9 protein-coding genes are annotated in these 14,805 nt (G+C 66.3%); 1 reads left to right on the forward strand and 8 read right to left on the reverse strand.

Annotated elements, in window-relative coordinates:
• Nucleotides 1-29: 29 nt before the first annotated feature.
• Together hppD and phhA are read right to left on the reverse strand one after the other, a co-directional pair.
• Nucleotides 30-1,130, reverse strand: coding sequence for a 4-hydroxyphenylpyruvate dioxygenase (hppD, locus tag OKA11_RS19105; protein WP_267223267.1), 1,101 nt, complete (start codon nucleotides 1,128-1,130; stop codon nucleotides 30-32).
• The gene (phhA, locus tag OKA11_RS19110) at nucleotides 1,127-1,984 is read right to left on the reverse strand and encodes a phenylalanine 4-monooxygenase (RefSeq protein WP_267223269.1); all 858 of its coding nucleotides are present in this window, start codon (nucleotides 1,982-1,984) and stop codon (nucleotides 1,127-1,129) included. The genes hppD and phhA overlap by 4 nt, the downstream gene beginning before the upstream one ends.
• A gap of 107 nt (nucleotides 1,985-2,091) precedes the next feature.
• Here phhA and OKA11_RS19115 point away from each other — a divergent pair, with 107 nt between their 5' ends.
• Nucleotides 2,092-2,553: an Lrp/AsnC family transcriptional regulator gene (locus tag OKA11_RS19115; RefSeq protein ID WP_267223271.1), complete on the forward strand. Its 462-nt coding sequence runs from the start codon at nucleotides 2,092-2,094 to the stop codon at nucleotides 2,551-2,553.
• Between the two features lie 80 nt (nucleotides 2,554-2,633).
• On the opposite strand, the gene OKA11_RS19120 is transcribed toward OKA11_RS19115, so the two are convergent.
• The 6 genes from OKA11_RS19120 to OKA11_RS19145 form a co-directional block, all read right to left on the reverse strand.
• Nucleotides 2,634-7,373 (reverse strand): NAD-glutamate dehydrogenase domain-containing protein, encoded by a 4,740-nt coding sequence (locus OKA11_RS19120; protein WP_267223274.1) that lies wholly within the window; start codon nucleotides 7,371-7,373, stop codon nucleotides 2,634-2,636.
• Between the two features lie 244 nt (nucleotides 7,374-7,617).
• Nucleotides 7,618-9,357, reverse strand: coding sequence for a glycosyltransferase family 39 protein (locus OKA11_RS19125; RefSeq protein WP_267223276.1), 1,740 nt, complete (start codon nucleotides 9,355-9,357; stop codon nucleotides 7,618-7,620).
• Nucleotides 9,354-10,694 (reverse strand): hypothetical protein, encoded by a 1,341-nt coding sequence (locus OKA11_RS19130; protein ID WP_267223278.1) that lies wholly within the window; start codon nucleotides 10,692-10,694, stop codon nucleotides 9,354-9,356. The genes OKA11_RS19125 and OKA11_RS19130 overlap by 4 nt, the downstream gene beginning before the upstream one ends.
• A gap of 47 nt (nucleotides 10,695-10,741) precedes the next feature.
• Nucleotides 10,742-11,719, reverse strand: coding sequence for a glycosyltransferase family 2 protein (locus OKA11_RS19135; protein WP_267223280.1), 978 nt, complete (start codon nucleotides 11,717-11,719; stop codon nucleotides 10,742-10,744).
• The gene (locus OKA11_RS19140) at nucleotides 11,712-12,821 is read right to left on the reverse strand and encodes a GumC domain-containing protein (RefSeq protein WP_267223282.1); all 1,110 of its coding nucleotides are present in this window, start codon (nucleotides 12,819-12,821) and stop codon (nucleotides 11,712-11,714) included. The genes OKA11_RS19135 and OKA11_RS19140 overlap by 8 nt, the downstream gene beginning before the upstream one ends.
• Nucleotides 12,821-14,779 (reverse strand): SLBB domain-containing protein, encoded by a 1,959-nt coding sequence (locus OKA11_RS19145; protein ID WP_267223284.1) that lies wholly within the window; start codon nucleotides 14,777-14,779, stop codon nucleotides 12,821-12,823. The genes OKA11_RS19140 and OKA11_RS19145 overlap by 1 nt, the downstream gene beginning before the upstream one ends.
• Between the last annotated feature and the right edge of the window lie 26 nt (nucleotides 14,780-14,805).

A 14,805-nucleotide genomic window follows, 5' to 3' on the forward strand; every position in this document is an offset into this window, starting at 1 on the left:
TGCGCCTGCCCGCCCCGTCTGACCCGCGGTTACGCGGCAGGCTCACCCACTTTGAGCACGCCGCGACGGATCTGGTCGCGTTCCATGCTTTCGAACAGCGCCTTGAAATTGCCGTTGCCGAAGCCGTCGTCGCCCTTGCGCTGGATGAATTCGAAGAACACCGGCCCCACCCGTGCTTCGGCGAAGATCTGGAGCAGCAGACGCGGTTGGCCACCATCGGTCGTCCCATCGAGCAGGATGCCGCGCATCTTCAATTCCTCGGCAGGCTCGCCGTGGCCGGGCAGACGCTCGTCCAGCATCTCGTAATAGGTTTCCGGCGGCGCGGTCATGAACGGCACGCCGAGCGCCTTGAGCTTGTCCCATGCAGCCACGAGATCGTTGCAGATCAGCGCGATATGCTGGATGCCCTCGCCGTTGAAGGCGCGCAGGAATTCGTCGATCTGGCCCTTCCCGCCTTCCGCTTCCTCGTTGAGCGGAATGCGGATCTTGCCGTCCGGTGCAGTGAGCGCCTTGGAGGTCAGGCCGGTATATTCGCCCTTGATGTCGAAGAAGCGGATCTCGCGGAAGTTGAACAGCTTCTCGTAATAGTCCGCCCAATAGGCCATGCGGCCGCCGTAGACGTTGTGGGTCAGGTGATCGATCAGATCGAAGCCCGCGCCCACCGGGTGACGGTCCACCCCCGGCAGATAGTCGAAGTCGATGTCATAGATCGACAGGGCGCCGTCGCCGTTCCGTTCATAGCGATCGATGAGATAGATGATGGAGTTGCCGATGCCGCGAATGCCGGGAAGGTGCAGTTCCATCGGCCCCGTCGCCACCTGCACCGGCTCGGCCGAGCGGGCGAGCAGTTCGGCATAGGCGGCGCGCGCATCCTTCACCCGGAACCCCATGCCGCAGGCCGAGGGCCCATGCTCGCGGCTGAAGAACCAGGCCGGGCTGTGCGGCTCGTAATTGGTGATGAAGTTGATCCCGCCCTGGCGCCAGAGCTCCACGTCCTTCGAGCGGTGGCGGGCGATCTTCGTGAAACCCATCGCTTCGAACACCGGCTCCAGCACGCCCTTTTCAGGGGCGGAGAACTCGACGAACTCGAAGCCGTCGAGGCCGATGGGATTGTCGAAGATATCGGTCATGGAATCATTTCTCCGAAGGGGGCTTCACCGGGCAGCAAGGCACCGGCGGGGATTGGCGTCTCGGCGCGCCATTTTTCGTAAACCGGGCCGAAATCGAGCCCGACAAGGTCCTCGATCAGCTGCGGCAGGCTCTCGAGGACAAAATAGGTCTTCTGGAAGGCATCGATCATGTAGCCGGTGCGCATCACCCGCTCTGCATCGAAGGGCAGGCGCAGCACCGCGCGGTCTTCCAGCGCGTAACGGGTTTCACCCGAGGACGAGATGATCCCCGCGCCAAACACGCGCAGGCCGCCATCCTCGCGCACGAGGCCGAATTCGATCGTGTACCAGTAGATCCGCGCCAGCATCGGCAGCGCGTCCATTGCCATCGCCCGTTCTCCGGCCTTGCCGTAAAGCTCGAGGAAATCGGCGATCGTGGGATCGAGCAACATCGGCACATGGCCGAAGAAGTCGTGAAACACGTCCGGCTCGACCAGATAGTCGAGTTCATGCTCCTCGCGCAGCCAGCGGGTCACCGGAAAGCGGCGATGCGCAAGATGATCGAAAAACACCGCGTCGGGAATGAACCCGGGCACCCCCACCAGCGTCCAGCCCGTCGCCGCTTCGAGGATCGCATTGGCATCCTCGAAACGGGGTATGCCACCGGCGCAGTCGAGCCGCTTCAAACCCTCACGGAAAGCCGCGCAGGCATGGGTTTCGACCAGCGCCGATTGCCGCGCATAAAGGCGGCGCCAGCGATCGTGCATCTCAGGGGTATAGGCATGCCAGTGCTGGCCGACGGTATAGTCGTCGCCCGCGCCTTCATACTCTCCCCGAAGGCCGCTCGTGGTTGTCTGGGTGGACGGCGTCTTCATGACCGGAACCATATCACGAGCACCGCGTCAGTTCCGTGCGATTGCACCCTCCATTTGCAGTGCTATTAGTGAAATCGACCAAGAATACGAACGCAGATAGGGGATTCATGCAGCTCGACACATTCGACCGCAAGATCATCGCCGCCTTGCAGGAAGACGCCCGCATGCCGGTCGCGCAAGTCGCCGAACAGACCGCGCTTTCCGCCACCCCGGTCAGCCGCCGCATCAAGCGGCTCGAGGACGAGGGCGTGATCCGCGGCTATGTGCCGGTGCTTGACCCGCGCAAGCTGGGTTTCGAACTGGAAGCCTATGTGCTGATCAACCTCAACGCCCATGTCGACGAGATCATCCAGCGCTTCGAACAGGCGATCCGCGAGCATCCTTACGTCATCGCCTGTAATGCGGTGACGGGCGACATGGACTACCTCGTCCATGTGGTCGCCCGGAACGTGGACCATCTCTCGCAGATCACGCTCAAGACCTTGCTGCGCATTCCCGGCGTGCGCGACGTGAAGTCGATCATCGTGCTGGAAGCGGTGAAGGAAGCGCACGGGCTGCCGCTGGAATGACCGCAAGGCCCCGGATCGCCTGAGCCCCTCAACAAGAAAGGGGGCCCGCAGGCCCCCTCCCCGTCATCTGGCGACGCCGATCAGCGGCCGAGCAGGTTGCGCGCCTGGCTGGCGATCTGCGCGAGCATCGCCGGCGTCAGCGGCACCGTCTTCTCCGCGCGCTGGACCATGCCGCGGAAAGTGCGGATCGCGGCCGTGTGCGCACGGGCCCACTCTTCCGCCGCCGCAGCCGGATCGGCCTTGCCGGCCTCGGTACGCGACAGCGCCTTGAGGAAGTCGAGCCGCATCTGCTGGAAGTCCCGCGCGAGCCCGGCAACGAGCAAGCGCTCCCAGGGATCGGAGGGGTTCATCGTTGCCGCATTGGCCTGCGCCCAGTCGAGCCCGAGTCCCGCGCCGATACGCGAGAAGGCGCCGACAAGGCGGCGGGCATCCAGCCCGGTCTCCGCCGCGAGATCGGCAATGCCGACCGCGCCGTCGAGATCGTAGAGGTTGGCAACCAGTGCCGCTTCCGCTTCCGGCGCGCCCAGTTCGAGCAAGCCCTGACGCAGCTTCTGCGAGTGCTGCGCGACACGTTCGCCCAGCAGTTCCTCGGTATCGACCGAAAGCGCCGCGACCTGACCGCCGATGCGGGCGATCACTTCCGACGGCGTGCTGCGTCCGGCACCGGCGCGCAGCAGGTCGGCCATGTGGCTCCGCACCGCACCCGCCGCCTTGCTGAAGAGCGCCAGGCGGGCCTCTTCGCTCATCGGCGCGGTTTCGAGCCGTGCCCAGAGCGCGTCGAGGTCGAACAACTGCACCGCCAGCGCGAAGGCCGCAGCAACCTGCGCAAGCTCGGCGCCTTCCTCTTCGGCCAGTTCGAAGGGATGGACGATACCGAGACGGTTGACGATGCGGTTGGCAAGCTTGGTCGCGACGATCTGCGGGGCCAGGCGGTGGCCTTCGATGAAGGCGGCGAAACGCTCCTGCATGGGCTGCGGGAACGAGGCCAGCAGCAGCGCCTGAAGGCTGGCATCGCTGGCAAGCGCGCTCTTCTCGATGGCGTCCTGCAGCACCAGCTTGCCGCTGGAAAGCAGCACCGCCAGTTCGGGGCGGGTCAGCCCGCGACCGTCCTGCACGCGGCGGGCCAGCGCCTCGTTGTCGGCAAGGCCCTCGGTCTTGCGGTCGAGATTGCCGCCTTCCTCCAGCGTCTCGATCAGGCGCACTTGCGCCGGGATCGCCGCGGCGCCGCCGCGTTCGGCAATCGAGAGCGCCAGCGCCTGGAGCCGGTTGTCTTCGAGCACGAGGTGGGCCACCTCGTCGGTCATGTCGCGCAGAAGTTCGACGCGCTGCTCTTCGCTGAGGACGCCCGCGCGCTTGGCCGCTGCCAGCGCGATCTTGATGTTGACCTCGTTGTCCGAGCAGTCGACGCCCGCCGAATTGTCGATGAAGTCGGCATTGATGCGGCCGCCGCGCGCCGCGAACTCGATGCGCGCGGCCTGGGTAACGCCAAGGTTGGCGCCTTCGCCGATGACCCTGGCGCCCACTTCGTTGGCGCTGACACGCAGCGCATCGTTGGCCGGATCGCCGACATCGGCGTTGTTCTCGCTCGACGCCTTCACATAGGTGCCGATGCCGCCGAACCACAGCAGGTCGACCTTGGCCCAGAGGATCGCCGAGATCAGCGAATCCGGGTCCATCTCCTCAAGGCCGATACCCAGCGCCTCGCGCACTTCGGCGCTCAGCGGGATCGACTTGGACTTGCGCGAGAACACCCCGCCGCCCGCGGAGATCAGCGACTTGTCATAGTCGTCCCAGCTCGAATGCGGCAGGTCGAACATGCGCTTGCGCTCATCCCAGCTGGCCGCCGGATCGGGGTTGGGGTCGAGGAAGATATGGCGGTGATCGAAGGCGGCGACGATCTTGAGCGCTTTCGAGAGCAGCATGCCGTTGCCGAACACGTCGCCCGACATGTCGCCGCAACCGACCACGCGAACCGGATCGACCTGGACGTCCACCCCCTGTTCCAGGAAGTGGCGCTGAACCGAGAGCCAGGCGCCCTTGGCAGTGATGCCCATGGCCTTGTGGTCGTAGCCGTTGGAGCCGCCGCTGGCGAAGGCATCGTCCAGCCAGAAGTCGCGCGATTCGGCGATGCCGTTGGCCACGTCGGAGAACTTGGCCGTGCCCTTGTCGGCTGCGACCACGAAGTACGGATCCTCACCGTCGAGGATCGTCACGCCTTCGGGATGGACAACCGTGTCGGCCACGATGTTGTCGGTGATCGACAGCAGCGTGCCGATGAAGATCTCGTAGCTGGCCTGCCCTTCGGCGGCCCAGCCGGCACGATCGAGCGCGGGGTCGGGAAGCTGCTTGGGATAGAAACCGCCCTTCGCGCCGGTCGGCACGATCACCGCGTTCTTCACGCGCTGCGCCTTCATCAGGCCAAGGATTTCGGTGCGATAGTCGTCGCGGCGGTCGGACCAGCGCAGGCCGCCACGGGCGACCGGTCCGGCACGCAAGTGGATGCCCTCCACGCGGCGCGAATAGACGAAGATCTCGCGCCAGGGCAGCGGCTTGGGCAGCCCCGGAACCAGCGCGGAATCGAACTTGAAGGCAAGCGCCAGTTGCCCTGCCTCGGCAAAGGCATTGGTGCGCAGCATCGCCCCGACCAGATCGCGGTAAGCGCGCAGCAGACGGTCGTCGTTGATCGCGCTGACCCCGGCGAGACCGGTGCGGATCGCCTCCTGCGCAGCGGCGCGGGCCTTGCCGCGATCGCCGGTGTAGGCCGGATCATGAATCACGCGAAACAGATCAATGAGGCCCAGCGTCACCGTCGGCGCGCCCTGCAAGGCGTCAACGGCGGTGGCGATGCCGAAGTTCATGCCGGCCTGACGCAGATAACGATACCAGGCGCGCAGCCAGTTCGCCTCGCGCTTGGACAGGCCAAGGCCGGGAACCAGGCGGTTGAACGGATCGTCCTCGCTGCGGCCATTGAGCACACCGACCAGCGCATTCTCGATCATCGGCGCGAGCTTCAGCACGTCACCCGCATCGCGTCCGGCGGGCAGCGCCAGGGTGAAGTCGTGGATCGTGCCGATGCGGCCCTTTTCCAGCGGGGTCGGCATTTCCGCGATCACCCGGAAGCCGAAATTCTCCAGCGCCGGCACCGCGTCGGACAGCGGCAGGCTGCCTTCGGCCTGGTAGATCTTGAGGCGCAGCTGTCCGGCCTCGTCGCCGTCGCCGCCATAGAGGCGCACGTCGCGCAGCGCCTGCGTGCGGGCGTTGTCGCCCGCTTCCTCGACCACCAGCTTGCGCATGTGGGCGATGTCGACCGCGGCTTCGGCGGGGCCGTAATCACTGCGGTAGACCATCGGGAAGGCATCGGCATAACGCGAGGCGATCGCAGCCGCGCGCGCCGGTTCGAACGACTGCGCCAGCGCCGCTTCCACCGCCTCGCCCCAGCCGCGCAGCATGACCTGCAGACGGTGGTCGAGCGCGGCCTCGTCGAGCGAGCCTGCGCCTTCCCGGATGTCGAGCGTGTAGCGCAGCATGGCAAGGTTGCCCGCCTCGACGCTGAGCGCCCAGTCCAGCGTCGTGCCTTGCGCGGCTTCCTCGATCATCGCCTGAATACGCTTGCGCATCTGCGTGGAAAGAGTGTCGCGGGTGATCCACACAAAGGCGAAAAGGTGACGCGAAAGCGGCGAGGTGGTGACGATCAGGCGCGGACGCGGACGGTCGACCAGGCCGGTCATCGTCGTCGCGAGGCGCTCAACATCGTCATCCGGGAAGCCCAGCACGAGGTCGTGCGGCAGGCTGGTCAGGGCATGGGCCAGTGCCTTGCCGGTGTGGCCGCCCGGATCGAAGCCAAGCTTGCCGGCCAGCCCCGCCATCGCCGTGCGCAGGCGCGGAACGCGGTCGGGCGTCGCGGCCAGCGCGGCGCTCGTCCAGATCCCGGCATGGACCGACAGCGCAGTGACCTTGCCGTCCTCGACCAGCGGCACGAGGAACAGGTCGAGCGGCACGCGGCGGTGCACGGTGGCGATGCGGTTCGCCTTGATGACCATCGGCGCCCGCACCGAGCCCTCGGCAAGCTGGGCATCGAACGCAGCGAAGGCGCGGGCATAGCTGGCCTCGGACAGCAAATCGCGCTGATCGCGGCGGCAGACACCAAGCAGGTCGGAATGGCTGCCGTCGCGGTGCTGGGTGACATGGCCGAGCTGGGTGAGCATGCCGCTGGCAAACCAGCGCAGCAGCTCCGCGCCCTCGGCATCGCCGACCAGCGCGGAATCGGCGGTCATCGCCGCGACCATCTGCGGCCAGTCCGCCACGGCGATCCGCACGTCGGCCAGCGTGGTTTCCAGCATGCGCTGCAGCTCGCCGCGCTGGCGCGCATCGATGCGGGCGGTCTCGATGTAGATCATCGATTCGCGCAGCGCACCTTCGACACTGTTTTCGGGCAGGGCAACCAGGTGCCCTTCGTCGTCACGCTCGACCGTGACGACCGGGTGGGCCAGACGGTCGATCACGAGACCGGCCTCGGCAATGGCGGCGGCCACCGAATCGACCAGGAACGGCATGTCGTCGTTGATGAGCGCAATGCGCAGGTAACGACGGTCCTCGCTGGCCGAGACCAGCTCGATCACCGCTTCGCCCCGCTGGCGCGTCGCTGCGGTTTCCAGGAGTACCCGCGCGGCCTCGTCGACCCAGGCGCGGTCGTCCACCGGGGCATCGCCGGGCAGCAGGGAATCGCTGATGCGCGATACGATCGCCGCGTGAAGTGCCGCTCCTCCGGGCCCTTCGTCCGTTCGGGCCTGTGCTGCGATCTTCACTTCATCTGCGCTCATAACGTGCTCCCGCATTCCTTACGGCTTGCGGCGTCTGCGCTCGATGGGGCGCGCAGCGCCTGCCTTCGACATATAGGACCGGTCATGCTTTCCGGCATCCATCTTCCCCCGTAAATTCACGCAGGGAAAGGTTCGGCCCTTTCAACGATGCAATGCAGCATCGCCGCGTTCCGGACGACCGGTCGCGAGCCCGGAAACGCAGACCCAGCGTTGTAACGGGGTTTCTCAGTTGCGCAATATTCGATTAACGGGAGGAAATTGCATAATTTGCACCAACGACCGATTCCCCGGATCCCGTCACGGACAGCCGCACGATCCTTACGACAGGTCCGCCGATTTCGCCCGGTTCCGGCCGGATCGTCACCACCACCTGCCCCTGTGCCAGAAGGGCCCGATAGGCCCGGCAAGCTTGCGCAAAGCGCGCGCATTCCCGGGCGTAACGGTCGTACTGGGTGAGAATCGCATAGTCGGCACGGCAGGTCGCGCGAAGGACTGCCGGCATCGTGCCGTAATCGAGATTGCTGCGGCCGCCGCGCGCCGCCGCGATCGCACGGTAGTCCATCCGGGCCGAGAGCCGCGCTCGCACGTCGATGCACCCCGCTTCGCCCATCGGAAACCGCTCGGCCCAGGGCTGGCGCAGCATGTCGAACGCAAAGTGCTCGACAAGGATCGTGCGCCCCGGCGGGATATGCGCGATTGCCCAGGCCGTGGCGCGCTGGCGCGTATCGTCCGCGCGCTCACGCGCCCGTTCCATCACCGTCAGCATCGGCGCGAGGCAAGCCGCGATGAGGATGATCACGGTGGCGCACAGGGCAGCCGGGCTGTTCGCCGGCCGCATGGGTGAAAGCGAGGGGGCATCGCGAAATCCCCGCAGCACCGCCATGGTCCCCAGTCCGGCAAGCGCGGCCAGCACCGGTAGCAGCGGGATCGCCCAGCGCTCCCACACCAGTCCCTGAAACCCCAGCGCCAGCCCTTGTGCGAGCGTGTACGGCACCAGCACAGCCAACGCGCCCCGGCCGCGCGCCAGCCGCTCAGCATCGCCCAGCGATCCAGCCAGCGCCGCCAGGCCGGCAAAAGCCAGCAGCAGCCCCACCCCACCGAAGCCCGCCAGCAATGGGCCTTGTGCATACCACAAGAGGTTGCCGAAAAACCCATGCCCGGTCGCCTCGAGATGACGCACCTGCACCTCGCCGCCGAGATCGCGCAGAACCCGCGCGGGGGCCAGCACCAGCACCGGCGCGACCAGTGCAAAGCAGCACAGGCTCATTCCCCCCGCCCCGACCAGCCGACGGACCATGCCGCCCAGCGATTCCCGTCGAGACCGGCCGGAGGCAATCACCGCCCCGGCAATGGCCGCTGCGGCCAGCGCTGCGGGCCATTTGGTCGCTGCCGCGCAGGCCAACCAGAAGGAGGCCCGGGCAAGATCCCGGCGCCCCCCGCCTTGCACCACCCGAAGGCTCGCCAGCAGGACAAGCTGCAGGAACGCGGCTGCCATCACGTCGCTGCGGATCACTTGCGACCAGGTTACATGGACCGGACAGATCGCCAGCAGCAGTGCGGCGACAAGGCCCGCGCCGATACCGCCCAGCGCCCGTCCCAACTGCCAGCACAGCCAGACCGACCATCCCCCGACCAGCGCCATCGCGGCCCGTCCCGGCAGCACGATGATCCCGGGATCGAGCCAGACTTGTCCGGCAAAGTCCGCAGCATCGGCAAAGCGCCCGCTTAACCGCCCGGTCGCCAGCACCCCCGCATCGACAAGCGCCAGCAGATACATCGTGAGGGTTGCCGGATGTCCGTACCAACCGGGATCGAGCGTCCCGGTTCGCAGCATTCGCAGCGCACCAAGCTCGAAGATCAACTCGTCCGGATCATTAAGCGCGGGTAGACCGAAGGCGATGCCGCGCAGGCGCAGGCCAAAAGCCAGAACCATGATCGCCGTCAACGCCGCTACGCCGGTGCGGCCCATGGCGTGACTGTTCATGAACGGCCAGCCCGATGACGATACGGCAGCCGCACGAACCGCCGGGGCTGGGCCCAGCCGCCTGCACGAATGTCTGCCAGTACCGCCCGGATGGTCTCGCCCGAGAGCCCCCATGCCACGGTCATGATCATCAGCGGCCGCACGAACGAGCCCAACACCACCTGATAGGTCACCATCACCGTGCTACCGGTAAAATAGGAATCGCGGGGAACTTCAGCCATGCGGTCGAGCGGTATGTCGAGTGGCACCGCCAGCAGATAACACATGAAGATCGCCCAGCTTCGGCCCACCCCGCGCCGCGCCTCCAGCATCACGAAATAGAGCAGCAGGACCTGCGCATAGGCGCCCGGCTCCGAACTGATCAGCGCCATCGTCATGCCGAGGTTGACCGCGCGAAACGGGGGAACTGCCTCAGGGCGCAGCCAGGTCGCCGCCGCCGCCAGCACGATCAGCAACTGGGTGAATTGCTGCAATGCCGGCAGCAACATCGCCAGTCCCTCCACCACCCGCGAACCAAGGATGCCGACCAGCGGGAAGTTGTCCCCTTCCAGCAAGGCGACAAACGTCTGGTACGTGGTCGAATACCAGACATCGAGGATATTGGCGGGTTGCAGCTTGCCGAAACTGCGCACATTCTCGACAATCTCGACCGGGCTGCCGCGCCCCAGCATGGCATAACTGACGAGATAGACGACCACCGCCGCCAGCAAGGCAGCCTCCGCGCGGGCCCAGCGGCGCACCAGCAGCAAGCCGAATATCGAGCCGATCAGGTAAACCTTAAGATTGACGGCAAAACCCGCCGCAAGCGCCTTGAGCCTGACATTGCGCAATACCGGGCCAAATGCGAGCACCATCGCCGGAAACGCCAGCAGGATGAGGTTGCCTCGCTCCAGCCCGCAGAGCATCGGCATCCCCAGCCCCACGCAGATCGTGCGCGGCAGCGCGGTGCGCGGCTCCATCTTCGCGAAACTTTTCCAGCAAAGCCAGACATTCAACAGGTAGAGTCCGAAAATGCAGGCCAGCCCCACCCAGTCGCAATCGCGCGCGGCAAGGCCGGATCCGGCATCCCACTCGCCGCGGATCGCGTAGCAGGAATCGATCCCGAACAGCTTGAGCAGCACAAAGGAGAGCGGCGGATAGATCGATAACCAGGCATCATACGTGCCTGGATTACGGGCCCATATCGCCGGATTGAACCAGTCCGCGAAAACGTCGCTCGGCTCGTAGAAAAACGGTGCGGGCAAGTAGCCCCAGATCGTCACATGCCATACGCAATAGGCAAGGCCACCAAGGATCAGCGCGGCCATCGTCCATTCGGCACGCTCGCCAGGATTCATGCCGCCCCCACCCCCGCGCCAGCAGCCGTGCCGTTTGTCCATGGAGATCATGGCATCGGCGGGAAATTGACCCGCTCCCGCTCGATCACCAGAGGCTGATTGCGTGTCCGGTCGGCAACCAGCTGGACCTGCACGCCGATCAAGCCAAGAAACAGGAACAGCAGCGCCGACTGCCCTTCCAGCACCGCCGCCAGCAGCCAGAGCTGAACCGAATGCCCTGTGAGCCCCGCCCATACCGCGCCGCCCAGCGAGCACAGGGTCAGCATGGCAATCGCGAAAGCCAGATAGAGCGGCGCGCGCAGCAGCCGCTTGGACGATGCGGCAAGCCCGTTCAGCGCAAAGTCGAGCAGCGCAAAGACGTGATTGTTCGAACGTCCGCCGGCGCGCGCGGGACGTGAATAGCCGATCGTCTCGAGATCATGGCCGGTCTCCACCAGCAGCGCGCGGAAGAACGGCTCCGGCTCGTTGAGTGCGGCGATCGCGGCCACAACGCGGCGGTCGTAGAGCCCGAACCCGGTCGCCCCCGGCACGATCGGATGATCGGCGATGGCCCGCTGCGTGCGATAGGCAAGAGCCCGCACCGCCGCGAGCAGGGGACGGCCGTGCTCCGCCTCGCGTACACCCAGTACGATCGCCGTTCCCGCTCTCCAGCGCGCCACAAATTCGGGAAGCAAGGCGGGCGGATCCTGGAAGTCGGCACACATGCCGATGACCGCCCGCCCCCGCGCCGCAAAGATCCCGTATGTAGGCGAGCGCATCTGCCCGAAATTGCGGGTATTGACGATAAGACGCACGCGCGGCTCGCGCCGACAGAGGTCGCGCAGGATCGCCACGGTGCGGTCCTGCGAACCATTGTCGATGAAAATGATCTCGAAATCGGCGACCAGCGGCTCCAGAACGGCGATCACCGCCTGGGCAATGGCCTCGGCATTGGCTTCCTCGTTGCGGCACGGGATCACGACCGAAATTTCGGGAATACGTTCAACGCCATCCTCGGCGCAGCCTGACAAGGGCGCATCATGCACCGTGCGGCTCCTGCTCGCCCGCCTTGTGCGGACGCGGTGCGAGCGGCGGACGCAAGCGGTAAAATTCTATGGCCAGCCAAACCAGCAGCGCCGCGCCCCCCACCGCCGCCGCCGGCCACCAGACCTGCCGTGCGGTCTCGATATGCGGAGGCTCCAGCACGCGCACCGCCGCCGTCGAAGTCATGTCCTCGACCGCCGTGCCCTGGAGATAGCGCAAATAGCCCTCGTACAAAGTCTTGGCCACGGCCAGCTCCCGCTCGCGCCGGTAGAGTTCGCTTGATTCCGCCACGACCTGGCCAACCGTGCCATCGCCGCCCCGGCCAGTTGCGCGCAGCCTCCCCAACTGCCCCTGCAGCGCCGCGATCTCCGCCCGCAGGCGCTTCACGCTCAGGTGATCGTCCGTGTAGGTCTGCCGCGCGGTCTGCAGTTCGACCGTGCGCGCCTGGATCGTCGCCTCGATGTCGGCGACTTGCGAAGAAAGTAGCGCGGCCTTCACGTCGGGCATCGCCGCCCGGGTGCCAAGGCGAAAGCGGTCGTAGGCGACTTGCGCCTTGTCCAGCCGATCGTTGGCCGCGCCGACCAGTTCGAGCAGGACCTGTCGCTTGTAGGCAGTCTGCCGACGGGCGATCTTGGCCAGATCATCACGGATCGCGGTGACATAGGCGCCAACCACGTCCTGCGCGAGCCGGGGGTCCGCATCGTCGAGCGTGACCAGGATGATCCCGCCACGCAACGAACGCACCGTCACCCGCCGCTCCAGCCAGCGCTGCGCGGCAATGCGATCCCCCAGGTCGATCCGCTCGACCAGGCCCAGCCGGGCGATCACCCGGTCACGCACCGATACGCTGCGCCCCACCCTTAGTGCCACCTCGATGGCAGCCTGGTTGCCGAAGACGTTGTTGATCGCGCCGAGCTGTCCCAGCGTTCCGCCCAGCCCCAGCGAATCCGGATCGGTCGGCGTCAGTGAGGCCGCGGCCAGGTAACGCTGCGGAAAGAGCGCCAGCAAGACGGCCACAAGGCACAGCGTCCCGAACAGCGCCGCACGCGCCCAGGCCGTGGCCAGCACCCGCGAGGCGGCGAGCATGCCGATCAGCGAGGGCATCAGTTGGCCAATGCCGCGACGGCGGCACCGGTGATGCCGAGTTGGAACACTACGGTCGAAATGTCGCGCAGCTTCGACCAGAAGCTGGAATTGCTGGTCTTGACCGGAACGAAGATCACGTCACCGGGCAGTGCCCTTTCGTCCATTCCGCCCGCCTTGCGGGTCAAAACCTGTCCATTGGCGCGCACGACAAACGCGTGGGACAGGTCCGCCGCACGCTGCGGCCCGCCGGCCTGCTGGATATAGTCCTTCACCCGTACCGGCTCCCCGCTGATCAGGAACGAGGATGGACGGTAGACAGCGCCGAACACGCCCACTGTCGTAGCGCGCGGCGGAATGTAGATGCGATCGTTGTTCTCCAGCTGGATCGCTCCCGGCAGCGCCGAGTCCAGCGGGCCGATGTCGAGAACGACGCGCCCGTCAGGCTGAGCCTCGCGCAGCTTGTCCAGCACCGCGCGGGCGCTGGCGAGTTCCGCCGTGCTGCGATCCGAACTGCCCATACCATCGGCAGTGAGCGGCGCCGAGGCGATGGTCAGCTCCAGTTGATCGACCGCTTCCTCGAAACCCTGCCGCTGCTGCTGACGCACCGATTGTCGCTCGAACCGGGCGCCGAACGGGAAGGCACGCGCGGTGAGACCGCCAGCCATCGCCAGCACCTGCTCCATCGGCGTACCCGGCGCGACGAAGTAATTGCCGGGGTGCGCAACCTCTCCTTCGATCCGCACCACGACCGACTGGCGGTCCATCGGCTGAACCAGGCTGGCGCCAGAAAGCACCTGCAGGATGTCCGCCGGTTCGACCGCCATAGTGGCCGCAGCCTGACGCGAGACCTCGTGCGGGCCGGGCGGCGTGCCGGGAACATTGCGATAGAGGATGAGCCTGCTGCCGTCTGCCAGCGTATTGGGGCCTCCCGCCACTGCCAGTGCCTGCTCCACCGTCTCGCCCGGCTTCATCTCGTAGATCGCCTCGTGCTGGACACTGCCAATCACCGCCACTTGCTCACCCGCCGGAGGGATGAACAGCACGTCCTCGTTGCGCAGCACCGCGTCGCCCACGCGGTTGCCGCCGCGCAGCAGGTCATAAAGGTCAAGCTCGCCAGCGACGCGGCCATCACGGTAAAGCACGATACGGCGGAAGCTGCCGCCAGCGGTCGGGCCGCCCGCCTGGAACACGGCGCTGGCCATCGTCGACAGGCTGTTGACAGTGAACTGCCCGGGATTGTTGGCGAACCCGGTCACGTAGACACGGACCCCCGCCATATCCTTGAGCTCGACCGCAACCCCGTAATCGCGATAACTCGTACCGATCGCGGCCGAGATACGGTCCTTCACGTCCGCAAAACGCACGCCTGCCAGATGGACCGGACCGACCTGCGCCAGCACGATGTTGCCCGAACTGTCCACCCGCCGCTCGACACTGCCCTCGATCGAGCCCTTGAGCGAAATCGCAATCACGTCGCCCACGTTGATCAGGTAATCGGGCGGCACCGTGGCGGTGGCGGGAAGAGCGAATTCACGGGAAGATGGCAGAAGCAGGTCGGCGCCGTACCGCTCAAGCTTGCGGCCCACCAGGGTCTGCACGAAATCCTCGAACTCACCGGGCTTGGGCGGGGCCTTCATGCGACGGGCAGCATCAAGGCCCGGTTCGGCACGCAGCAGTTCATCCCTCCCGTAAGAGCGCAATGAAGCGCTGCCAATCGAATCCGGGTGCCACTGGGGGCTTTGCTGGCTTTCGCCGGTGGCCTGCGGCATCACCATATCGCTTCGGCGCAGGCGCATCGTATCGATCGCCCCGCTGCCCACGCCATAGGTGCCAAGATCGGAATCGAGCGGGCTTCCCGACGGCACGCTGGTTGCCGCCTGCGTAGTCTGGGCCCAGGCTGCGACCGTCGGTTGCGCCGCTAGCAGCGCCGCCAGTGCCAGGCCGCCCGCTCGCCAGTCCCGATGCAGCGGACGCATAGAGCCGCTTGCGGCCAAGCCGCCCC

This window comes from Novosphingobium clariflavum (genome assembly GCF_026420865.1).
GTDB classification, from domain to species: Bacteria; Pseudomonadota; Alphaproteobacteria; order Sphingomonadales; family Sphingomonadaceae; genus Novosphingobium; species Novosphingobium clariflavum.